The sequence below is a fragment of the Frigoribacterium sp. Leaf164 genome (genome assembly GCF_001423665.1).
GTDB lineage: Bacteria > Actinomycetota > Actinomycetes > Actinomycetales > Microbacteriaceae > Frigoribacterium > Frigoribacterium endophyticum.
The window spans coordinates 608,005-630,537 of record NZ_LMOX01000001.1 but is presented as its reverse complement, the minus strand read 5'-3'; the positions used below and the strand labels follow the sequence as shown (position 1 = coordinate 630,537).

Annotated in this window: 18 protein-coding genes, 1 tRNA gene and 1 pseudogene; 4 read left to right on the top strand and 16 right to left on the bottom strand. The window is 72.6% G+C overall.

Features of this window, described 5'->3' with window-relative positions; genetic code table 11:
- The 4 genes and pseudogenes from ASF82_RS02885 to ASF82_RS02870 all read right to left on the bottom strand — a co-directional run.
- Window positions 1-1,090 (bottom strand): annotated as a pseudogene (locus tag ASF82_RS02885) (acetate/propionate family kinase); the annotation flags it as partial.
- Between the two features lie 50 nt (window positions 1,091-1,140).
- Window positions 1,141-3,339 carry a phosphate acetyltransferase gene (gene pta / locus ASF82_RS02880; RefSeq protein ID WP_056053128.1) on the bottom strand — a complete coding sequence of 733 codons (2,199 nt, stop codon included), beginning with the start codon at window positions 3,337-3,339 and terminating at the stop codon, window positions 1,141-1,143.
- A gap of 82 nt (window positions 3,340-3,421) precedes the next feature.
- Complete coding sequence (locus ASF82_RS02875; protein ID WP_056053125.1) at window positions 3,422-4,858, bottom strand: amino acid permease; 1,437 nt, start codon at window positions 4,856-4,858, stop codon at window positions 3,422-3,424.
- A gap of 91 nt (window positions 4,859-4,949) precedes the next feature.
- Window positions 4,950-5,168, bottom strand: coding sequence for a hypothetical protein (locus tag ASF82_RS02870; RefSeq protein ID WP_056053120.1), 219 nt, complete (start codon window positions 5,166-5,168; stop codon window positions 4,950-4,952).
- A gap of 64 nt (window positions 5,169-5,232) precedes the next feature.
- Between ASF82_RS02870 and ASF82_RS02865 the strand changes: the two genes are divergently transcribed.
- Window positions 5,233-5,748, top strand: a complete 516-nt coding sequence (locus ASF82_RS02865) for a GNAT family N-acetyltransferase (protein ID WP_056053116.1) — start codon at window positions 5,233-5,235, stop codon at window positions 5,746-5,748.
- A 214-nt stretch (window positions 5,749-5,962) separates the two neighbouring features.
- Here the strand turns inward: ASF82_RS02865 and ASF82_RS02860 are convergent.
- Window positions 5,963-6,047: transfer RNA gene (locus ASF82_RS02860), tRNA-Ser, on the bottom strand.
- 102 nt (window positions 6,048-6,149) lie between these two features.
- Between ASF82_RS02860 and ASF82_RS02855 the strand changes: the two genes are divergently transcribed.
- Together ASF82_RS02855 and ASF82_RS02850 are read left to right on the top strand one after the other, a co-directional pair.
- Entirely contained in the window at window positions 6,150-6,521 is a 372-nt protein-coding gene (locus tag ASF82_RS02855) for an RNA-binding S4 domain-containing protein (RefSeq protein WP_056053113.1), read from the top strand.
- A 205-nt stretch (window positions 6,522-6,726) separates the two neighbouring features.
- A complete protein-coding gene (locus tag ASF82_RS02850; RefSeq protein WP_056053109.1) occupies window positions 6,727-7,353 on the top strand; it encodes a hypothetical protein in 627 nt (208 codons plus the stop codon).
- 16 nt (window positions 7,354-7,369) lie between these two features.
- Here ASF82_RS02850 and ASF82_RS02845 read toward each other — a convergent pair whose 3' ends face one another.
- From ASF82_RS02845 to ASF82_RS02835, 3 genes are read right to left on the bottom strand one after another with little or no spacing between them, the layout of a single operon-like run.
- Window positions 7,370-9,223: a helicase HerA-like domain-containing protein gene (locus tag ASF82_RS02845; RefSeq protein WP_056053105.1), complete on the bottom strand. Its 1,854-nt coding sequence runs from the start codon at window positions 9,221-9,223 to the stop codon at window positions 7,370-7,372.
- A complete protein-coding gene (locus ASF82_RS02840; RefSeq protein ID WP_056053101.1) occupies window positions 9,220-9,945 on the bottom strand; it encodes a phosphatase PAP2 family protein in 726 nt (241 codons plus the stop codon). The genes ASF82_RS02845 and ASF82_RS02840 overlap by 4 nt, the downstream gene beginning before the upstream one ends.
- A 27-nt stretch (window positions 9,946-9,972) precedes the next feature.
- The gene (locus ASF82_RS02835) at window positions 9,973-11,202 is read right to left on the bottom strand and encodes a multidrug effflux MFS transporter (protein WP_056053098.1); all 1,230 of its coding nucleotides are present in this window, start codon (window positions 11,200-11,202) and stop codon (window positions 9,973-9,975) included.
- 265 nt (window positions 11,203-11,467) lie between these two features.
- Between ASF82_RS02835 and ASF82_RS02830 the strand changes: the two genes are divergently transcribed.
- Window positions 11,468-12,037, top strand: coding sequence for a TetR/AcrR family transcriptional regulator (locus tag ASF82_RS02830; RefSeq protein ID WP_056053096.1), 570 nt, complete (start codon window positions 11,468-11,470; stop codon window positions 12,035-12,037).
- Between the two features lie 82 nt (window positions 12,038-12,119).
- Here ASF82_RS02830 and ASF82_RS02825 read toward each other — a convergent pair whose 3' ends face one another.
- The 8 genes from ASF82_RS02825 to ASF82_RS02790 form a co-directional block, all read right to left on the bottom strand.
- Window positions 12,120-12,713, bottom strand: coding sequence for an MOSC domain-containing protein (locus ASF82_RS02825; RefSeq protein WP_235491145.1), 594 nt, complete (start codon window positions 12,711-12,713; stop codon window positions 12,120-12,122).
- Between the two features lie 99 nt (window positions 12,714-12,812).
- Complete coding sequence (locus tag ASF82_RS02820; RefSeq protein ID WP_056053093.1) at window positions 12,813-13,910, bottom strand: sugar-binding protein; 1,098 nt, start codon at window positions 13,908-13,910, stop codon at window positions 12,813-12,815.
- 108 nt (window positions 13,911-14,018) lie between these two features.
- On the bottom strand, window positions 14,019-15,392 hold the full coding sequence (gene mmsB / locus ASF82_RS02815) for a multiple monosaccharide ABC transporter permease (protein ID WP_082514259.1): 1,374 nt from the start codon (window positions 15,390-15,392) through the stop codon (window positions 14,019-14,021).
- Entirely contained in the window at window positions 15,389-16,912 is a 1,524-nt protein-coding gene (gene mmsA / locus ASF82_RS02810) for a multiple monosaccharide ABC transporter ATP-binding protein (RefSeq protein ID WP_056055678.1), read from the bottom strand. The genes mmsB and mmsA overlap by 4 nt, the downstream gene beginning before the upstream one ends.
- Before the next feature lie 407 nt (window positions 16,913-17,319).
- The gene (locus ASF82_RS02805; RefSeq protein ID WP_056053090.1) at window positions 17,320-18,339 is read right to left on the bottom strand and encodes a LacI family DNA-binding transcriptional regulator; all 1,020 of its coding nucleotides are present in this window, start codon (window positions 18,337-18,339) and stop codon (window positions 17,320-17,322) included.
- A 112-nt stretch (window positions 18,340-18,451) separates the two neighbouring features.
- Window positions 18,452-19,837, bottom strand: a complete 1,386-nt coding sequence (locus ASF82_RS02800; protein WP_056053086.1) for an MFS transporter — start codon at window positions 19,835-19,837, stop codon at window positions 18,452-18,454.
- Between the two features lie 29 nt (window positions 19,838-19,866).
- Window positions 19,867-21,045, bottom strand: a complete 1,179-nt coding sequence (locus ASF82_RS02795; RefSeq protein ID WP_056053083.1) for a cystathionine gamma-synthase — start codon at window positions 21,043-21,045, stop codon at window positions 19,867-19,869.
- Between the two features lie 76 nt (window positions 21,046-21,121).
- Window positions 21,122-22,486 carry a cystathionine beta-synthase gene (locus tag ASF82_RS02790; RefSeq protein ID WP_056053080.1) on the bottom strand — a complete coding sequence of 455 codons (1,365 nt, stop codon included), beginning with the start codon at window positions 22,484-22,486 and terminating at the stop codon, window positions 21,122-21,124.
- Window positions 22,487-22,533 lie beyond the last annotated feature (47 nt).

The window sequence follows — 22,533 nt, the reverse complement described above, 5'->3', positions numbered from 1 at the left end:
GCACGACGAGCACCGAGACGGCCGCGCCCTCCGGCGAGATGAGCCGTGCCTCGCGAGAGGAGAGCTCGTTGCGGTCGTCGTCGACGCGGATGCCGAAGAAGTCGAGGCCCGCCAGGGTGCGACGGCGGAGCAGCGCGTTGTTCTCGCCGACCCCCGCGGTGAAGACGACGGCGTCGAGGCCGCCCAGCTGGGCGACGTACGCGCCGACGTAGTGCCGGATCCGGTGGCGGTAGACGGCGAGCGCCGCCTCGGAGACGGCGTCGCCGCGCGACGCGCTGTCCTGCACGTCGCGCATGTCGCCGCTGCCGGTGAGGCCCAGCAGGCCGCTCTGCTTGTTGAGCAGGGTCTCGAGCTCGTCGAAGCCGAGGCCGGCCTCGCGGTGCAGGTGGAAGACCGCGGCCGGGTCGATGTCGCCCGAGCGGGTGCCCATCACGAGGCCCTCGAGGGGGGTCATGCCCATGCTCGTCTCGACCGAGCGGCCCCCGTCGATCGCCGCGACCGACGCCCCGTTGCCGAGGTGCAGCACGATGATCTTGAGCTCGGCGAGCGGGCGCCCGAGGAAGGCCGCCGTCGCCTCGGAGACGTACTTGTGCGACGTGCCGTGGAAGCCGTAGCGGCGCACGTGGTGCTTCGACGCCAGCTCGGCGTCGATCGCGTAGGTGTACGCGGCGGGCGCGAGGGTCTGGTGGAAGGCGGTGTCGAAGACGGCGACGTGCGGCACGTCGGCGAAGGCCTCCTTCGCGGCGCGGATGCCCTGCAGGTTCGCGGGGTTGTGGAGGGGCGCGAGCGCCGAGAGGCGGTCGATCGCAGCCTCGACCTCGTCGGTGACGACGGTGGCCCGGTCGAACTCCTCGCCGCCGTGCACCACGCGGTGGCCGACCGCCACGGGCGGGTGCTCGTCGAACGACGGGCCGTGGTCGCGGAAGGCGTCGAGCATCGCGGCGAAGCCGGCGGCGTGGTCGGCGACGGGGGCGGAGTCGCTGCTGGTCTCCTCCCCCGTCAGGTGGTTGCGGTGCTTCGTCGACCCGGTGGCCTCGCCGATGCGCTCGACCAGGCCGCTCGCGAGGGTGGCCTCGCCGTCGAGCTCGATCAGCTGGTACTTGAACGACGACGATCCGGAGTTGACGACGAGGACTGCGCTCACGGGGTGTTCCCTTCTGCGGGGGCGGGGGTGGAGGCGGTGGTGACGGGGGCGGGCAGGGCCGCGACCGCGGGGTCGGCGGTGACCCGCGCCTCCGCGGCGGGGGTCCCGGCCTGGATGGCGGTGATCGCGACCGTGTTGACGATGTCGCTGACGAGGGCGCCGCGCGACAGGTCGTTGATCGGCTTGCGGAGCCCCTGGAGGATCGGGCCGATCGCGACCGCTCCGGCGCTCCGCTGCACCGCCTTGTAGGTGTTGTTGCCCGTGTTGAGGTCGGGGAAGATGAACACCGTCGCCCGGCCCGCGACGTCGGAGTCGGGCATCTTCGCGGCGGCGACCGTCGGGTCGGCGGCCGCGTCGTACTGGATCGGGCCCTCGACGAGGAGGTCGGGGCGGCGCTCGCGCACGAGGGCGGTCGCGGCGCGGACCTTCTCGACGTCGGCGCCCGAGCCGCTGTCGCCGGTGCTGTAGCTGAGCATCGCTACGCGCGGCTCGATGCCGAACTGCTCGGCCGTCTGCGCCGACGAGATCGCGATGTCGGCGAGCTGCTCGGCCGTCGGGTCGGGGATGACGGCGCAGTCGCCGTAGACGAGCACGCGGTCGGCGAGCGCCATGAGGAAGACGCTCGACACGACGCCGACGTCGGGCAGCGTCTTGATGACCTCGAAGGCCGGGCGGATGGTGTGGGCGGTGGTGTGCGCCGCGCCGGAGACCATGCCGTCGGCGAGCCCTAGCTTGACCATCATCGTGCCGAAGTAGGAGACGTCGGTGACGGTGTCCATCGCCATCGCGGCCGAGATGCCCTTGTGGGCGCGCAGCCGCGCGTACTCCGTCGCGAACTGCACCTGGAGGCTCGGGTCGAACGGGTCGAGCACCCGCGCCTCGGCGAGGTCGAGGCCGAGCTCGGCCCCCCGGGCGCGGATCGCGGTCTCGTCGCCGAGCAGCGTCAGCTTCGCGACGTTCCGCTGCAGCAGCGACGACGCGGCGCGGAGGATGCGGTCGTCGTCGCCCTCGGGCAGCACGATGTGCTTCGCGGCGCCGCGGGCACGCTCGAGCAGCTGGTACTCGAACATCAGCGGCGTGACGACGCCCGACGGGCTCACCTGGAGCAGGCGGAGCAGCTCGGCAGCGTCGACGTGTCGCTCGAAGAGGGCGAGGGCGAGGTCGTACTTGCGCGGCGAGTCGGCGGCGAGGCGGCCGCGAGTCTGCGTGATCGCGAGCGCGGTGTCGTAGGTGCCCAGCTCGTTGCGGGCGACCGGGAGCGAGCTGCCGAGGCCCTCGAGCAGCAGGTCGACCTGCGGGGCGAGGTCGAAGCCGCCGTTGAGCACGATCCCGGCGAGCGAGGGGAAGGTCTCCGACGCGTGGGCGAGCACCGTGGCGACGAGCACGTCGGACCGGTCGCCCGGCACGACCACGACGGCGCCCTCGGTGAGGCGCGGCAGGACGTTCTCCATCGACATGGCCGCCACGACCACGCCGACCGCCTCGCGGTCGAGCAGGGCGTCGTCGCCGCGGACGAGCGTCGCGCCGGTGGCCGCCAGGACGGCGCGGACGGTCGGAGCCACGAGGAGGCGGTCCTCCGGCAGCGCCCAGACGGGCACCCGGCCGCCGGGTGCGGTCTCGAGGGCCGAGCCGATGCCTCCGACGACCTCGTCGAGGCGCTCGGGGTCGACCCGGTTCGCGACCACGGCGAGGAGGCTGGCGTGCTCGCTGCGGAGCTCGGCGGTGGTGACCTCGGCGACCTGGCGCATGTCGATGCCGGTGCGGGCCGCGGTGCCGTCGGCGGTGCGGCCGCCGAGCACGAGCAGCACCGGAGCGCCGAGGTTGGCCGCGACCCGCGCGTTGAACGAGAGCTCGGTGGGGCTGCCGACGTCGGTGTAGTCGGAGCCGATCACCACGACGGCGTCGCACTGGCGCTCGACCGCGGCGAAGCGGCTGACGATGGTCGCGAGCGCGGCGTCGGGGTCACGGTGCACGTCGTCGTAGGTGACGCCGACGCACTCGTCGTAGGCGAGGTCGACGCTGTCGTGGGCGAGCAGCAGCTCGAGCACGTAGTCGCGTTCGTCAGTAGAGCGCGCGACGGGGCGGAACACCCCCACCCGGCCCACCTCGTGACCGAGCGTGTCGAGCACGCCGAGCGCGATCGTCGACTTGCCGGTGTGGCCTTCTGCGGACGTGATGTAGATGCGGGTCGACACGGCCCTCAGCCTACGACCGGCCGGCTCCGAGGCGCCGGTGAGGCGGGGGTCGGCACGGAGCGGAGGCGGACACCGGGGACGCTCAGCGGGGCAGGCGGGGGCTGTCGGGGTTCAGCAGCGAGTGGCGGCGGCCGTAGCCGAAGTAGACGACGAGGCCGACGACGAGCCAGACGCCGAAGCGCAGCCAGGTCTCCCAGTGCAGCTGGGCGATGAGGAAGCCGCTGGCGAGCACGCCGAACGCGGGCACGAACGGCATGAGCGGGAGACGGAAGGTGCGGGGCGCCTCCGGCTTGCGGTACCGGAAGACGATGACGGCGACGCAGACGACGACGAACGCGGCGAGGATGCCGATGTTCGTGAGGTCGGCGACGGCCCGGATCGGGAAGACGCCGGCGAGCAGGGCTGAGGCGACGCCGGCGATCCAGGTGACCCGCTGCGGCACGCCCTTGCGGTCGGTGCGCGCGAACCAGCCGGGCAGGAGGCCGTCCCGGCTCATCGAGAACCAGACGCGCGTCACGCCGAGCAGGAAGGTGAGCATCACGGTGAGGATCGAGATCACGGCGAAGACGGAGATGATCGTGGCGACCACGGGCAGGCCGACGCTCGTGAAGGCCGAGGCGAAGCCGGCCTCGGGGTCGATCTCGCGCCAGTCCTGCATGCCGGTGAGCACGAGCGTCGCGGCGACGTAGAGGATCATCGCGATGATCAGCGAGAGCACGATGGCCTTCGGCATGTGCTTCTTGCCGTCGACGCTCTCCTCCGCGGCGGTGCTCATCGCGTCGTAGCCGAAGACCGCGAAGAACACGGTGGCGGCACCGGTGAAGACGGGGCCGAACCCGTTGGGCACGAACGGGGAGAAGTTCTCGGCGTTCAGGTGGAAGAGTCCGAGCCCGATGATGAAGAGCACGAGCAGCACCTTGATGCCGACGGCGACGATCTCGAACCGGCCGAAGGCCTTCGAGCCCCGGCTGAGGATGAACGTGACGAGCAGGCAGACGACGATGGCGGGGAGGTTGACGACGCCGCCCTCCCCCGCGTCGGGCGTCGAGGCGATCGACGCCGGGAGGTCGAGCCCGAGACCGGAGAGGAAGGCGTCGAAGTAGCCGGAGATGCCGATCGCCACGACCGCGACGATGGCGACGTACTCGAGCAGGAGGTCCCACCCGATGAACCAGCCGACGATCTCGCCGAGGGCGACGTAGCCGTACGTGTAGGCCGAGCCGGCGCGGGGCACCATGCCGGCGAACTCGGCGTACGACAGGGCGGCGGCCGCGCTGGCCAGGCCCGCGATGAGGAACGAGAACAACACGGCCGGCCCGACGCCGGGGTTCGCGTCGTCGCCGTGGGCCACGAGGCCGGCGAGCGAGAAGACGCCGACCCCGATGATGCCGCCGACGCCGATCGCGGTCAGCTGCCAGAGCCCGAGGCTCTTGAAGAGGCCCGTGCCGCTCGTCTCGTCCTCGATCTCGAGCACGGGCTTCTTGCGGAGCACGGACCGTGACGCGTCCTTCGGGGCCATGGCGATCTCCTCCTGCGCGCACGCCGTCGTGCGCGGTCGGTCCTGTGGAGCGGGGTGCCGCCCCGCGACCGACCCTACCGAGCCCGGGGGCTCAGGAGTAGTCGTGCTGCGCGACGCCCATCGAGCGGTAGACGAAGCCGTCGTCGCTGGTGGTGTCGGTGTCGAGCTCCCAGTTGAGGTCCTCGCCGTCGTCGGCGCCGGGCCGCATGACGCTCTTCTGCGGGAGGCCGTCGATGTAGGCGAGCTGCTCGGAGGAGACCTCGGCGCCGTCTTCGCCGATGAAGGATGCGGTGTAGGTGTCGTCGCTCATGAGCCGAACCTACGCGTGACGCGGGTGACGTGACCGGCCGCACCGCGCCTCCTAAGCTCGTCGCATGCTGATCCGCACCGCGACCGAGGCCGACCTGCCGGGCGTGCTCGAGATCCACGCCCACGCCGTGGCCCGCTCGACCGCCATCTTCACGGAGGTGCCGCCCGACCTGCAGGGCCGGCGCGACTGGCTGGCGGCGCACAGCGAGCCCGGGCGCAGCGCGATCGTCGCGGTCGAGGGCGACCTCGTCGTCGGCTACGGCAGCGTCGGGCCGTTCCACGCGAAGCCGGGCTACCGCCACACCGTCGAGAACAGCGTGTACGTGCGGGAGGGCCACCAGGGCCGGGGCACCGGGCGGGCCCTGATGGAGTCGCTGATCGCGTCGTCGAGGGAGGCCGGCCACCACGTGATGGTCGCCCTGGTGGAGGCGGGCAACGAGGGCTCGGCGCGGCTGCACCGCTCGCTCGGCTTCGAGGACGCGGGCCTGCTGCGCGAGGTCGGCACGAAGTTCGGCCGCTGGCTCGACCTCCGCTACATGACCCTCCGCCTCGACGACGCCCCCGCCGACCCCGCCCCCTGACCCGTCCATCCCCCGACCGATGCGGAGGCGGCGAACCCGCCCAGCGCCGCCCCCCAGCGGAGGCGGCGAAGCCGCCCAGCGCCCCTCGGGTGCGGCGGCGAAGCCGCCCAGCGCCCTCCGGTGCGGCGGCGAAGCCGCCCGCACCAGCGCCGAGAGGCGCCAGACCAGCACAGAGCGACGAATGGCCCTCCCGTACGGGAAGGCCATTCAGTCGCGGAGGATAGGGGATTCGAACCCCTGAGGGCTTGCACCCAACACGCTTTCCAAGCGTGCGCCATAGGCCACTAGGCGAATCCTCCTGAGGTGAGCACGGTGAGACCGGCGCACGACCTCGTCAATGGTAGCGGACGCGGAGGGGTGCTGCGGACGACCTCGGCGCCGTCCGCGCGTAGCATCGTCGGATGGACTCCCCCGCCTCCTGCCGCGTCGACGCCTGGCTGTGGGCCGTGCGCGTGGTCAAGACCCGGTCGGCCGCGACGACCGCGTGCCGGGCGGGGCACGTGCGGGTCAACGGCGAGCGGGTCAAGGCCGCGCAGGCCGTCCGGCCGGGCGACGAGGTGCGGGTGCGCCTCGCGGGGCTCGAGCGGATCCTCGTCGTCCGCCAGTGCCTCGTGAAGCGGGTCGGCGCACCGGTCGCGGCCCTGGCCGTCACCGACCTCACGCCGCCTCCCCCGCCGCGCGAGGAGGTCGCCGCGGTGCCGGTGCGCGAGCGCGGGGCCGGACGGCCGACGAAGCGCGAGCGGCGCGAGCTGGAGCGCCTCCGCGACCGCTGAGCCGGGGCCCGGGGCGGGTGCTGCGGGGGCTCGACCCGCGACTCCCCCCGTTCGCGGGCTGCCCGGTCTGGGGTGCCGTGACCGCACCGCCCGGTGCGGTCGAGAGGGGGCCGATCCCGTAGGCTCGGAGCTGCACGAAGGACTGTCAGGGGTGGCGGTCCTCCTCCGCGGGCGGGGGCGTCGTCGTGCCGCACAGGGGGACGGGATGAGGGCTGGCGTCGCACGCGACGACTTCGAGGCGTACGCGCTGCCGCGCGCCTCCGTCGCCCGCACGGCCGTGCTCACGGCCGTCTTCGGGCTCGTGCCCGTCGTGCTCGCCCTGCTCTGGCTGACCCGCGGCACGGCCCACTGGCCGGCGGTGATCTGGGCGGCCGACGTCGCGGTCGTCGTCGGGCTGGTCTGCTACTGGCGGTACAGCGTCTCGTTCGTCGGGGTCACGGCCGACGAGTTCATCAAGCGCGGCTGGCTGCCCGGGTTCGTCCGGCTGCGCCGCGAGCGGATCGCGGCGGTGGTCGTGGTGCGCACCTACCGCTCCGACTCGGCCGACACGGTGCCCCAGCTCTTCGCGACCGACGCCGGCGGCGCCCCGCTCTTCCGCATGCGCGGCACGTACTGGTCGGAGGAGGCCATCGCGCTCGTCGCCGAGACCCTCGGCTCGCCCACCACGACGGTGCCGAAGCCGCTCTCGTTCAGCGAGCTGTACCGCCAGTACCCGGGCAGCCGCTCGTGGTACGAGGGCCGGCCCGTGCTCGCCGCCCTCGCCGTCGTGGTCGTCTTCGCCCTCGCGGCCGGCGGCCTCACGGTGCTGTGGGGCGTGCTCTCCGGCTCCTGACCGGCGGCCGGGCGCGTCAGCGGCGCCGGAGGGTGCCGAAGATCCCCTTCACCACCTCGCGGACGACCGCGCGGCCGGCCGACGAGCCGAGCACATCGTCGAGCAGCCCGCCGTCGTCGCTCCGGGAGCGCGAGGTGCGGGAGCCGCCGGAGGCGCGGGTCGAGCCCGTGCGCCGCTCCCGCCGCGACGCGGTCGCCTCCGCCCGCTCGAACTCGCGTTGCTGACGGTCGTACTCGGCCTGCGTCGCCGCCTGCTCGGCCTCGCGCTCCTCGCGGAAGCGGTCGGCCGCGGCCGCCGCGTCGAGCTTCCGCGCGAGCATCTCCCGGGCGGAGTCCCGGTCGACCGCGGTGCCGTAGACGGCGCTCAGCGGCGAGGCCGCGACGTCGGCCGCCATCTCGTCGGCGGGGGTCGGCGCCATCGAGCCGCGCGGGGCGCGCAGGCGGGTCCAGGCGACCGGGCTGGGGGCGCCGCGCTCGCTCATCACCGTCACGACCGCCTCCCCCGTGGCGAGGCTGGTCAGCACCTCGGCGAGGTCGTAGTCGCTCGTCGGGTACGTCGAGACGGTCGCGCGGAGGGCCTTGGCGTCGTCGGGCGTGAAGGCGCGCAGCTGGTGCTGGATGCGCGAGCCGAGCTGCGCGAGGACGTCGCCGGGCACGTCCTTCGGGGTCTGCGTGACGAAGACGATCCCGACGCCCTTCGAGCGGATCAGCCGTACCGTCTGCGTCACCTGCGCGAGGAAGTCCCGCGACGCGTCGCGGAACAGCAGGTGGGCCTCGTCGAAGAAGAAGACGAGCTTCGGCAGCGCGACGTCGCCCACCTCGGGCAGGTCGTTGTAGAGGTCGGCGAGCAGCCACATGAGGAAGGTGGAGTAGAGCACCGGACGGTCCTGCACGCCGGGCACCTCGAGCAGGCTGACCACGCCGCGGCCGTCGGCGGCGACGCGGAGGAACTCCGCCGTGTCGATCTCGGGCTCGCCGAAGAACCGGTCGGCGCCCTGGTCGGCGAACGCGACGAGCTCGCGGAGCACGACGCCGACGGTCGCGGTGCTGAGGCCGCCGAGGTCGGCCAGCTCGGCCTTGCCCGCGGGGCTGGCCAGGTGGGTGAGCACGCTCCGCAGGTCGGCGAGGTCGACGAGGGGCAGCCCGGCGCGGGCGGCCCAGTGGAAGACGAGGCCGAGGCTCGACTCCTGCGTGTCGTTGAGGCCGAGCACCTTGCTGAGCAGGAGGGGCCCGAAGCCGCTGACGGTGGCCCGCACGGGCACGCCCGTGCCGACGCCGCCGAGCGCGAAGAACTCGGTCGGGGCGGCCTCGGGCGACCAGTCCTGCCCGATGCCCCGCGTCCGGTCGAGGAGCGCGTCGCTCGGGGCGCCGGGGCGGGCGATGCCGGAGAGGTCGCCCTTCACGTCGGCGGCGAACACCGGGACGCCCGCGGCCGAGAGCTGCTCGGCGAGCACCTGCAGCGTGCGCGTCTTGCCGGTGCCGGTGGCTCCGGCCACGAGGCCGTGCCGCGTCAGCATGCCGACGGGCACCCGCACGGGCACGTCGGGCCGGGCCTCGCCGTTGACGAGGGCGCCGATCTCGAGCACGGGGCCGGTCGACGCGTAGCCGCGGCGGACCTCGTCGACGGCGGCCTCGCTGAGCGGGCCCGCCGCCGGGGCCGGCACGTCGGCGGGCGGGGCGGGCGGGACGGCCGGGCTGTCCGGGCTGGCCGGGGCGGGCGGGCCGTCGGACCCCGCGCTGCCGGCCGCCTCCGCCTCGAGCGCCAGCACGCGGGCGCGGGCCACGGCAGCGTCCGCCGCGGCGCGGGCGGCGGCGGCGACGGCCTCCGCGGCCTCGGCCTCCGCGCGGGCCCGGGCCAGCTCGTCGCTCACGAGGTCACCGCCGCACGGTCGCGGTGCTGCCAGGCCCAGCCGCGGCCCCGCACACGCTCCTGCTCGGCGAGCAGCCGATGCGCCACCGGCGCCCAGAGCACGACCGCCACGCCTGCACCGATCAGCAGGCCGCCGACCGTGTCGGTGAGCCAGTGCGCCCCGAGGTACGTGCGGCTCAGCAGCATCGCCACGGTGTAGACGACGCCGGCGATCCAGACCCACGCGCGGCGCAGGATCACCCCGAGCACCACGGCGAGCGTCGCGGCGTTGGCGGTGTGCCCCGACGGGAACGAGCCGTAGTCGCTCACCACGAGGATCTCCTCCGGCCGCGCCCGCCCGAAGGTGTGCTTGATCACCTGCACGACGCCCGCGCTGAGGGCGCACGACGCGATCCAGTACAGGGCCGCCCACGGCCGGCGCCGGAGCAGCAGCACGGCCGCCACCCCGAGCGGCACGACGAAGACGCCGATCACGCCCGCGCCGATCACGTTGAAGACGAGCGCCGGCGCCTGCCAGAACGGGCTGCGGTGCTCGACGAGCTCGCCCATGAACTCCTCGTCGATGCCGAGGCTGCCGGCCCGGGCCGTGATGACGACGCCGAGCAGCAGCACGACCCCGATGGCGCCGAGGGCGCTCACCACCCACCACCGGCGCTGCACGCGGCGGGCGACCCGTTCCTCGGCGGGGGTCGGCGGCTTCGGCGAGAGCGGGTCGGTCGTCATCCCCAGAACGTACCGGGGAGTCGCGGGTCAGTGCCCGAGGGCCGGCACCGTCCGAGGGCGCACCAGCAGCCACAGCGCGGCGATCGCCACCACGGAGGTGCAGATCATCACGCTGCCCATCGGCACGGCGGAGCCGATGCCGAGGAACCCGACGACCGGGGAGATGAGCCCCGCGAGGCCGAAGTTGAGGGCGCCGAGGAGGGAAGCGGCCGTGCCGGCCTCCTTGCCGTGGTTCGCCAGGCCGAGCACCTGCACCTGGGGGAAGGTGAACCCGCAGGCTGCGATGAAGAACCAGAGCGGCACGAGGATGCCGAGGAGGCCCACCTGCAACGAGTCGAGCACGACGATGGTGGTCGCGCTGACGAGCAGGACGGCGGTGGCCGCCGCGAGGATCCACTGCGGACCGTACCGCCGTGCCAGGCGCGAGCTGATCTGCACGCCCGCCACGATGCCGAGCGAGTTCACGGCGAAGAGGTAGCCGTACTGCTGCGCGTCGAGGCCGTAGACCTCCTGGAAGAGGAACGACGACGCCGAGAGGTAGGTGAAGAGCCCGGAGAAGACCATCGCGCCGATCAGGGCGACGCCGACGAAGACCCGGTCGCCGAAGAGCACCCGGTAGCGCTGGCCGAGGCTCGAGTGCCCGGGCTCGTGGCGGCGCTCCTTCGGCAGGGTCTCGACGATGAGGAACATCGCCGCGACGATGACGAGGGCGCCGTACGCGACGAGGAAGACGAAGACGCCGCGCCAGCTCGTGAAGGCGAGCAGCTGCGAGCCGATGACCGGCGCCAGGATGGGCGCGAGGCCGTTGACGAGCGCGAGGCGCGAGAGCATCCGGACGAGCGGCAGGCCGCCGAACAGGTCGCGCACCATGGCCAGGGCGACGACGCCGCCGGCCGCGGCGCCCATGCCCTGCAGCACCCGGAAGACGCCGAGCCAGACGATGTCGGGCGCGGCGGCGGCGCCGATGCTCGCCAGCACGTGCAGGGCGGTCGCGGCGATGAGCGGCGCCCGCCGGCCCACCTTGTCGCTCCACGGGCCGACGAGCAGCTGCCCGACGCCGAAGCCGATCGTCGTCGCGGTCAGCGTGAGCTGGACGAGCCCGGTCGACACCCCCAGGTCGTCCTCGAGCGCCGGGAACGCCGGCAGGTAGAGGTCGATGGTGAACGGGCCGAGCGCGGTCAGCGCGCCGAGCACGATCACGTAGACGAGACGCTGACGGCGGGTCAGGGCGTCGCCGGGGTGGAGGACGGTGGTCACGCGGTGCCTTCGTGGTCGAGGAGGGAGGGGACGGGCGGCCGGGCCCGCCGGGCTCGAATCGTTTCGAGCGGACGGCGTGGGCTCCCGGCGGTGAGGAGGGAGGGGGAGGCGGCGGTCGGCCCGTCGACGCGGGGCCGCCTCGTCGAGACTACCGGCGAGCGGGCGGGCTCCGACAGCCCCGACCGACACCCGATGTCGGCTAGCGCGACGACCGTCGGCGACCCCCTAAGCTCGGCCCCAGCACCCGTACCGACTGGAGGTCACCATGGTGGACGCCCGCATCGTGCAGACCACGAAGGCCCTGCACACGGCCATCGTCGACCTCGCGTCGAAGCAGCCCGTGTCGACCATCACCGTGGCCGACGTCACCCGCGCCGCCGGCATCAACCGGGCGACGTTCTACAGCCACGCCACCTCCCCCGGCGCGCTGCTGACCGCGGTGATCACCCCCGAGCTCGACGCGATCCGGGCGGCCGACGCCGCGGCCCGCGACGCCGCGCCCGACGCCGACGGCGCGGAGATCACCCGCCGCGGGGTCGAGAAGGTCGTCGACCACGTCGTGCGCTACCGCGAGATGTACCGCCTCGCGCTGCCCGACCCCCTCGACGCGTCGATCCACCAGGCCCTCGCCGGCCACTTCGAGACCTCGTCGCTGCAGCACATCTCGCGCCTGCCCGAGGGCGCCCTGCCCGAGGGCCTCTCGGTGCACATCGCGGCAGGGTTCTTCGCCCACGCCCTGGTCGGCGCGGTCGAGGCCTGGCTCGGCGGCAAGCGCACCAGCCGCAAGACCCTGCTCGACACCATCGTCGCCATGGTGCCCAGCTGGTGGCAGTGACCCCGAGCTGACCGACGCTCCGTCGCTGCGGGTCAGCGCGGAGCCCGGCGTCGCTGAGCCGCACCGTCGCTGAGCCGGGCCGTCACCGACCCGTGTCGTCGGCGAGCCCGAGCTGCACGACGGCCGGGCCGAGCCGCAGCACGCCGTCGCTGAGCGGCTCGCAGCGCACGCCCCCGCGGCCCCGCATCGCGCGGAAGGCGCCCGGCGCGAGCTCGTGGTCCATCCACGCGCACGGGTTCGCCGCGCGGGTCGCGCGCAGCAGCACCGGCCCCTCCCCCGAGTCGACGCTGAACGTCGTGCCGCGCAGCGCGTCGACGTCGAGGCCGCGCAGCACGACGTTCCGCCGGGTGGCCGCCGCGTCGAGCGGCCCGTCGACCCCGAGGAGGCGCGCCACCGTCTCGAGGGACTCCGCCGCGAACACGGTCACCTGAGCGCCGCGGTGGGCGGCCCGGCCGAAGTAGCGGTCGCCGACGATGCCCAGCCCGGCCCGGACCTCGACGGAGCTCGGCGTCTCCGGCCCGAGGGCGGGCTCCGCGCCGTCGGCGGGCCGCCCCACGTAGCGGGAGCGGGGCGAGGCGAGCAGCAGCTCGACCGTGACGGGCACCGACCGGGGCGGGCCGGCCTGGCCGCCCCGCGCCTCCTCGGGGCCTCCGCCCTGCCCTGCGCCTCCGGTCACGGCACCACCGTACCGGGGCCGGGACGACGAGAGCCGACCGCCCGGAGGGGCGATCGGCTCTCGCTGCTGTGGTGCTGTGGTGCTGTGCTGCGGGTGGGACTACTTCGTCAGCGGCTCGAGGGTCGGGTCGTTGGCGTAGGCCTCGGCCGCGTTGTCCTTCGTGACGATCTGCGGGGGCAGGAGGTAGGCCGGGACGATCTTGCTGCCGTTGTCGTACGACTCGTCGTCGTTCGTCTCGGCGGTGTCGCCCTCGGACAGCGAGGAGACCATCGCGATGGCCTGCTTGACCAGGTTGCGCGTGTCCTTGTTGATGGTGCTGTACTGCTCGCCGGCCATGATCGACTTGACCGACTCGACCTCGGAGTCCTGACCCGTGACGACGGGGACCGTCTTGCCGGCCTGCTTCACCGAGGTGATGATGGCGCGGGCGAGGGTGTCGTTGGGGCTCAGGACGCCGTCGAGCTCGGTGGAGCCGTAGGTGCTGGTGAGCAGCGAGTCCATGCGACGCTGGGCGTTCTCGGCCTTCCAGCCGTCGGTCGCGGTCTGCTTGATGTCGGTCTGGCCCGAGGCGACGACGACGGTGCCGTCGTCGATCTTCGGCTGCAGGACGCTCATGGCGCCGTCGTAGAAGACCTTCGAGTTGGCGTCGTCGGACGAGCCGGAGAAGAGCTCGACGTTGTACGGGCCCTCCGCCTTCTTGGCGGCCATGCCGTCGAGCAGGGCCTGGCCCTGGAGCTCGCCGACCTTGAAGTTGTCGTACGCGACGTAGTAGTCGACGTCTTCCGTGTTGAGGATGAGGCGGTCGTAGGCGATGACCACGGCGCCGGCGTCGTGGGCGGCCTTGACCTGGGTGCCGAGCTGGGCACCGTCGGCCGCGCCGATGATGATCACCTTCGCGCCCTTGGTGACCATGGACTGGATCTCCTCCTGCTGGTTCGCGACGGTGCCGGAGGCGGCCGCGTACTGCACGTCGGGCTTGAAGCCCGCCTCGGTGAGGCCCTCGGTGAAGAGGTCGCCGGCGAGGACCCAGTTCTCGCTGGTCTTCGCGGGCAGCGCCACGCCGATGGTCGAGCCCTGCTCGAAGCCGGACGCCGCGTCGCCGGAACCGGCGTCGGTGCGGGCGGAGTTGGAGCAGCCGCTCAGGATCAGCGTCGTTGCTGCGGCGACCGCCATGGTCGCCAGCGCGATTTTGCGCATGCTGTGTCTACTTTCTCGTAGGGATCACGTGGTGGTGCGGGGGGCGGTCGTGGTGACGACCGCCCGGGGAGGCGGAGCCGACCGTCGGTGGTCGGTCCGCGGGTGGGTCTAGTTGGGGGTCGAGGCCTTCGGGCGCTGCACGTCGCTCAGGTCGCCGTTCGGCTGCAGGGCCGGCGTGGTGCTCTCCGGGCTCGTGCCGACGCCGGACTGGTTGCTCGCCAGGGCGCCGTCGGCGGGAGCGGCGACGCCGTTCTTGTCGCGGCGGAGGCCCCGGGTGAGGAAGCCCGTGATCGACGGGCGGCCCTGGCTCTTGTTGTAGACGTCGACGGCCACGGCGATCAGCAGCACGAGGCCCTTGATCATCTGCACCTTGTCGGAGCCGACGCCCATGAGCTGGAGGCCGTTGTTCAGGACGGCGATGACGAAGCCACCGACGATCGAGCCGGTCACGGTGCCGATGCCGCCGGCGACGGCGGCGCCGCCGATGAAGACCGAAGCGATCGCGTCGAGCTCCCAGTTCAGGCCGTCCTGGGGGCCGGAGGCACCGGCCCGGGCGACGTAGATCATGCCGGCCAGCGAGGCGAGCACCGACATGTTCATCATGACGAAGAAGTTGATGCGCTTCGCCTTGACGCCGGAGAGCTCGGCGGCGTGCGAGTTGCCGCCGACCGCGTAGATGTGGCGGCCGAAGATCGTGTTCTGCGTCACGAAGCCGTAGACCAGGACGAGCACGCCGAGGATGATGCCCGAGATCGGGAAGGAGGTGCCGACGCGGCCGCCGCCGAAGAGGGTCGCGGCGTAGGCGATGATGCCGACGAGCACGACGAGCTTGAGGACGCTGACCCAGAGGGGCGCCATCTCGGAGCCCATGGCGCGCTGGACGCGGCGGAGGCGGAACTCGCGGTAGACCACGACGAGCGCGAGCACCAGGCCGAGCAGCAGCGTGGCGTTGTTGTAGCCCGTGTTCGGGCCGAACTCGGGCAGGTACCCTGCGCCGATGACCGTGAAGCCCTCGGGCACGGGCAGCGTGTCGGCGTTGCCGACGAACTGGTTCGCACCGCGGAAGAGGAGCATGCCGGCCAGGGTCACGATGAACGCGGGCACCCCGACGTAGGCGACCCAGAACCCCTGCCAGGCGCCGATCACGGCACCGACGACGAGGCCGAACACGATGGCGACGGGCCACGGGAAGTTCCAGCTCGTCATCGACGTGGCGACCATGATGCCGCTGAAGGCGGCGACCGAGCCGACCGAGAGGTCGATGTGGCCGGCCACGATGACCATCACCATGCCGATGGCGAGGATGAGGATGTACGAGTACTGGCTGACCAGGGCGATCAGGTTGGTCGGGTCGAGCGTGAGCCCGCCGGTGAGGAACTGGAAGATCAGGATGGCCACGACGAGCGTCGCGATCATGCCGAACTGGCGAGCGTTCGACTGGTTGCCGCCGAACACCTTCTTCAGGTCTTTGATGCCACTCATGCGGCGTTCTCCCTCTTCTTCGAAGTCATGCTTCTCATGAGCGTCTCGGCATCGGCCTCGGACGCGTCCATCTCGTTGGTGACGGTGCCCTCGAAGATCGTGTAGATCCGGTCGGAGAGCCCCAGCAGCTCGGGCAGCTCGGAGGAGATGACGATGACGCCCTTCCCCTGTGCCGCGAGCTGGTTGATGATGTTGTAGATCTCGAACTTCGCGCCCACGTCGATGCCGCGGGTCGGCTCGTCGAGGATGAGCAGGTCGGGGTCGGTGAACATCCACTTCGCCAGCACGACCTTCTGCTGGTTGCCGCCGGAGAGCTTGGCCACGCCCTCGTCGACCGTGGGCGTCTTGACGCGCAGGCTCTTGCGGTACTCCTCCGCGATCGAGTGCTCCTCGTACGTGTTGACGACGGAGGCCTTCGAGATCTTGGAGAGCTTCGCGGCGACCGTGGAGCGCTTGATGTCGTCGAGCAGGTTCAGCCCGAGCACCTTGCGGTCCTCCGAGACGTAGGCGAGGCCGTTGTCGATGGCGTCGGAGACGTTCTTGATCTGGACGGTCTCGCCGTCCTTGATGATCTGGCCGGAGACGAACTGGCCGTACGAGCGGCCGAAGATGCTCATCGCGAGCTCGGTGCGGCCAGCGCCCATCAGGCCCGCCAGGCCGACGATCTCGCCGCGGCGGACGGAGATGTTCGAGCCCTTGCACACGAAGCGCTCGGCGGTCTGCGGGTGGCGGACCCACCAGTCCTTGACCTCGAAGAAGACCTCGCCGATCTTCGGGGTGCGGTCGGGGAAGCGGCTCGCGAGGTTGCGGCCGACCATGCCGCGGATGATGCGGTCCTCGTTGACGCCGTCGGCCTTGACGTCGAGCGTCTCGATCGTCTTGCCGTCGCGGATGATCGTGATCGAGTCGGCGATCGCCTCGATCTCGTTGAGCTTGTGGCTGATCATGATCGACGAGATGCCGCGGCCCTTGAGCCCGCGGATCAGGTCGAGCAGGTGCTGCGAGTCGGCCTCGTTGAGCGCCGCGGTGGGCTCGTCGAGGATGAGCAGCTTCACGTTCTTGTTCAGCGCCTTGGCGATCTCGACGAGCTGCTGCTTGCCGACGCCGAGGTTCTTGATCGCCGTGTCGGGGTCGTCGCCGAGGCCCACGCGGGCCAGCAGGTCGACGGCACGGGTCTTCGCCGCGCGCCAGTCGATGGCTCCGCCGAACTTCGTCGGCTCGTTGCCGAGGAAGATGTTCTCGGTGATCGAGAGCTCGGGGATGAGCGCCAGCTCCTGGTGGATGATGACGATGCCCTGCGACTCGCTGGAGCGGATGTCACGGAAACGCATGACGTCGCCCTGGTAGACGATGTCGCCGCTGTAGCTGCCGTACGGGTAGACGCCCGACAGCACCTTCATCAGCGTCGACTTGCCGGCGCCGTTCTCGCCGCAGATCGCGTGGACCTCACCGGCACGCACCTGCATCGACACGTCGTCGAGCGCCTTGACGCCCGGGAACTCCTTGGTGATGGAGCGCATCTCGAGGATGACGGGAGAGTCAACGGCCACGGCCGGCACCCCCGGGGATCCCGCTCATCGTGTTCGGTGCACTGGGCACACTGACCTCCACGTTCGACCTCTTCGTCGGCCGACCGCCCCTCTCGGGTGCGGCGGGCTCGTCCTGACTCGTCGCTGTCCGGGCCTGGCGGCCAGGTCGGACGACCTGGCTCCTGTGACACCGGATGTGACCGTTCACACCGCGACTGGAGCAAAGCTAGACCCGCTCATGGCCGCTGTCAAATGCCGTTGCCGTTCCGTTATCCGCGCCGGTCCGAGGGAGGCGGGGCGCGACTCCCCCCGGTCCGTCACCGTCGGCCGACAACGGTGTCACGACCGCCGCGGGCGGGCGACGTCGGCGGTCGGGGCGGAGCGTCGACGCGGTGCCCTCAGAGGAACCACGGGCGGGCCGAGGAGCCGCGCACGATCAGCTCGGGCGCGACCAGCGTGCGGTCGACGACCGTGCCGCCCTCGAGCTCGGAGACGACGAGCTCGACGGCCCGTCGCCCGATCAGCTCGAAGTCCTGCCGCACGGTCGTCAGCGGCGGCCAGAGGTGCGCCGCCGTCGGGGAGTCGTCGAAGCCGACGACGCTGACCTCCCGCGGCACGTCGACGCTGGCCTCGCGGAACGCGTGCAGCAGCCCGACGGCCATGAGGTCGTTCGCGGAGAAGACCGCCGTGAAGTCGCGGCGGCGCAGCAGCTCCTTGCCCGCGAGGTAGCCGAAGTCGGCGGTGAGGTCACCGAGGATGGGCGGCTCGATCGAGAGCTCGGCCTCGCCCATCTCGTAGAGGAACCCCTGCATGCGCTCGTCGGCCTCGATCCAGTCCTGCGGGCCGGCGACGTGGACGATGTGCTTGTGGCCGAGGTCGATGAGGTGCCGGGTGGCCAGGCGGGCCCCGGCGTGCTGGTCGACCGAGAGGCTGTGGGCCGTGGTGCGGCGCGTGCTGTCCAGGGCGACGATCGGCACGCCGAGGTCGAGCTGGTCGAGCACGTCGAAGAACTTGCGCTGGGGGGCGATGACGATGATCGCTTCCACCGCCTGGTTGGTCAGCAGGTCGACGCTGGCCCGGACGTCGTCGTCGGCGCGCGTCGTGCTCGCGATGCTGAGCCGGTAGCCGGCCGCGCGCGCCTCGAGCTCGATGGCGTTCACCATGGTCTGCGGGCCGAAGTGGACGTTCTGCAGCGTGAGCACGCCGATCGCCCGGGAGCGGCTCGTGACGAGGGCCCTGGCCGCCTGGTTCGGGCGGTAGCCGATCTGCTCGATGACGTCGAGGACGCGCTGCCGCGTGGCCGGCCGGATGCTCGGGCTGTCGTTCAGCACCCTCGAGACGGTCTGGTACGAGACCCCCGCCAGTGCCGCGACGTCGCGGATGTTGGGAGCGCGCACCTTGTCGACCTCAGGTTTCACGTCGCTCCATCGCTGATGGCGATGTGACCGTACACATCGCGCGGAGACCATTATGCAGCGCTGCTCCGACGACGACGACCGCGGGCCGGGGAGGCGCGGTGCCCGCGGCCGGTCAGGTCACGTCGCGCGGCACGGCCCGCCCGGTCACCGCGAAGGCGAGCAGGGCCACCGCGAGCGCGACGGCGAAGCACGCCACGAACGCGATCGGATCGGCGGCCCCGCCGAGCTGCACGAACGCCGCCCCGGTGACGGCGAGCGCCACGGCGGAGCCCGACGAGTCGGCGATCGTGAGCGCCGAGCTGTTGAAGCCCTTCTCGTCGTCGCCCGAGCCCCGCAGCACGAGGACCGAGAAGCGGGGGTACATGAACCCCATGCCCGCCCCCGCGAGCGACCACCCGACGATGACCACGGCGGGCGTCAGGTGCAGGAGCGGCGAGGCCACGGCCGAGAGCACCCCGACCACGACCAACGCGACGCCGATCCGGATGCCGAGCAGCTGCGGCACCCGGGCGCCCAGGCGCCCCTGCGCCCAGCTCGCGCCGGCCCAGGCCACGGCGCCGAGCGTCAGGGTGATGCCCGACGCGGAGGCGGAGAAGCCGTACTCGGACGAGAGCATGTAGGGCAGGTAGACGTCGCTGCCGAGGAAGGCGGCGCCCACGAGGCCGCGGAGGAGCACGAGGGTGGGGACGCCCGGGGCCGCCCGGAGCGTTCCCCGGGGCAGCAGCGGCCGCAGCGCGACGCCGAGCACGACGACCGCCACGACGACCACCGCGGCGGCCGCCCCCAGGGTCAGCTCGCTGAGGAGGTTGAGCGCCAGCACGGCGAGCGCCGCTCCCCCCGACCACGCGATGCGGCCGACGCTCCACGCGACGCGGGGCTCTCCCGGGGCGACGACCGGCGGGCCGACCCGACGGAGGCTCGGCAGGATCATGAGGAAGGCGGGCACCGCGAGCACGAGCGCGCCGAGGAACACCCAGTGCCAGCCGACGGTCTCCGCCACGGTGCCCGCGACGACCGGCCCGACGAGCCCGGGCACGACCCAGGCCGCGGCGAACCCCGCGAAGATCGACGGGTGGAGCGCCGGCGGGTAGAGCCGCGAGACCATCACGTAGAGGCCGACGATGACGGCGCCCGAGCCCAGCCCCTGGACGAGCCGCCCGGCGAGCAGCACGACCATGCCGGGCGCCGTGCCGACGATCGCCAGGCCGACCCCGAAGGCCAGCACGGAGGCGACGATCACCACCCGGGGCCCGCTGCGGTCGGCCCAGTTGCCGGCCACCACCATGCCGACCACTCCCGTCGCCAACGGGGCGGCGAAGGCGAGCGAGTACAGCTGCTCGCCGTCGAGCTCGCGGGCGATGACCGGCATCACCGTCGTGACCGCCAGCGACTCGAAGGCCGCGATGCCGATCAGCGCCACCATGCCGAGGGTCGCCAGCAGGTACCGCCGCGAGAGGACGCCGCCCTCGCGCTCGGCGGAGGGGGCGACGGTGCTCATGCGGCCAGCCTAGGCCGGTGCCGCGGTGCTCAGGAGGCGCTGCGGTCGAGCGCCTGCTCGACGTCGGCGAGCAGGTCGGCGACGTCCTCGATGCCGACCGAGAGGCGCACCACGGTGTCGGGGACCTCGAGCTCGGTGCCGCGCACGGAGGCGTGGGTCATCTCGGTCGGGTAGCCGATGAGCGACTCGACGCCGCCGAGCGACTCGGCGAGCTGGAAGAGCTCCGTCGACTCCGCGAAGCGACGGGCCGCCGCGGGGCCCGCGGCGAGCGACACCGAGATCATGCCGCCGAAGGCCCTCATCTGGCGGGCCGCCAGCTCGTGGCCGGGGTGCGACTCGAGGCCCGGGTAGTAGACACGGTCGATCGCCGGGTGCGCCTCGAGGGCCCGGGCGAGGGCCAGCCCGTTCGACGAGTGCCGGTCGACGCGCACGCCGAGGGTCTTGATGCCGCGCACCGTGAGCCACGCCTCCATCGGCGCCGAGACCGCGCCGGCCCCGAACTGGATGAAGCCGATCGCCTCGGCCAGGGCCTCGTCCTTCACGACGAGCGCACCGCCGACGACGTCGGAGTGCCCGCCGATGTACTTCGTCGTCGAGTGCACGACCACGTCGGCGCCCAGCGCGAGGGGCTGCTGGAGGTAGGGCGAGGCGAAAGTGTTGTCGACCACCACGAGCGCGCCGGCCGCGTGGCCGATCTCGGCGAGCGCCGCGATGTCGCTGATCTTCATCAGCGGGTTGCTGGGGGTCTCGACCCAGAGCACGGCCGTCTCGCCGGGGCGGACGGCGGCGCGCACGGCGTCGAGGTCGGTCATCTCGGCCGTCTCGAGCGTGACGCCCCACGGGGTCCAGACCCGGTTCACCAGGCGGTGGGTCCCGCCGTAGACGTCGTTGCCCATCACGATGCGCGACCCGGGCTTCAGCACCGACCGGAGCAGCGCGTCCTCGGCCGCCAGGCCGGAGGCGAAGCTGAAGGCCGCGGTGCCGCCCTCGAGGGCGGCCAGGAGCTCCTGCAGGGAGTCGCGGGTCGGGTTCGCCGACCGCGCGTACTCGTAGCCGCCGCGGAACCCGCCGATGCCGTCCTGCACGAAGGTCGACGACTGGTAGATGGGCGGCACGACCGCGCCGGTGCTGGGGTCGAAGGGCTGGCCGGCGTGGATCGCCCGGGTGGAGAAGCCGGCGGAGCCGAGGTCGTAGCTGGTGTCGCTCATGGGGCGCCTTTCGGGGTGAGCAGGAGGTCGGTGAGGGAGCGGGGTGCCGGAGCCCGGGGCGGGCCGGGCCGGCGGCCTAGGCGGAGAGGAAGGCCAGCACGTCGTGGCGGGTGACGACGCCCACGGGGGCGCCGTCGTCGGTGACGAGCAGGGCGTCGGCGGTCTCGAGCGACGCCCGGAGCCCGGCCAGCGACTCGTTGACGCCGATCAGCGGCAGGGCGGCCCCGACGACGCCGTCGAGCGTGTCGTCCATGCTGACCGCCCCGGTGAAGACGTGCTCGAGCAGCGCCTTCTCCTCGACGGCGCCCACGACCTCGCCGATGACGACGGGAGGCTCGGCCGTGAGGACGGGCATCTGCGAGACGCCCCAGCGCGACATGATGCCGACCACGTCGCGGACGGTGTCGGTGGGGTGCGCGTGCACCAGCTCGGGCAGCTCGCTCTCCTTCGCGGCGAGGACGTCGCGCACGGTGCGCCCGTCGACGCTCTCGCTGAAGCCGTAGGCGCGCATCCAGGAGTCGTTGAAGATCTTGCCGAGGTAGCCGCGGCCGCCGTCGGGCAGCAGCACGACGACGACGTCGTCGGGCCCGAGGTCGCGGGCGACGTCGAGGGCCGCCGCCACGGCGAGGCCCGACGAACCGCCGACGAGCAGGCCCTCCTCGCGGGCCAGCCGACGCGTGAGCTCGAACGAGCGGGCGTCGGAGGCGGCGATGATCCGGTCGACGACGCTGGGGTCGTAGGCCGAGGGCCAGAAGTCCTCGCCGACGCCCTCCACGAGGTACGGCCGGCCCGTCCCGCCGCTGTAGACGCTGCCCTCAGGGTCGGCGCCGATGATCTGGACGGCGCCGCCGCTGACCTCTTTCAGGTACCGGCCGGTTCCGCTGATGGTGCCGCCCGTGCCCACGCCGGCGACGAAGTGGGTCACGCGCCCCTCGGTGTCGCGCCAGATCTCGGGGCCCGTCGTCTCGTAGTGGCTCTGCGGCCCGGCCGGGTTGGCGTACTGGTTCGGCTTGAAGGCACCGGGGATCTCGCGGACGAGCCGGTCGGAGACGCTGTAGTACGACTCGGGGCTGCTGGGCTCGACGGCCGTCGGCGTCACGACGATCTCGGCGCCGTAGGCCTTGAGCACGTTGCGCTTGTCGTCGCCGACCTTGTCGGGCAGCACGAACACGCAGCGGTAGCCGCGCTGCTGCGCCACGAGGGCGAGGCCGACGCCGGTGTTGCCGCTCGTCGGCTCGACGATCGTGCCGCCGGGCTTGAGCAGGCCGTCGCGCTCGGCGGCGTCGACGATGCGCGTCGCGATCCTGTCCTTCGAGGAGCCGCCCGGGTTGAGGTACTCGACCTTGACCAGCACCGTGGCCGTGATGCCCTCGGTCACCTTGTTCAGCTTGACGAGCGGGGTGTCGCCCACCAGGTCGAGGACGGTCTCGGCGTACTTCACGGCGTCTCCGGGTTCTCCGCCGCCGTCGTGGGGCTCGCGGATCGGTG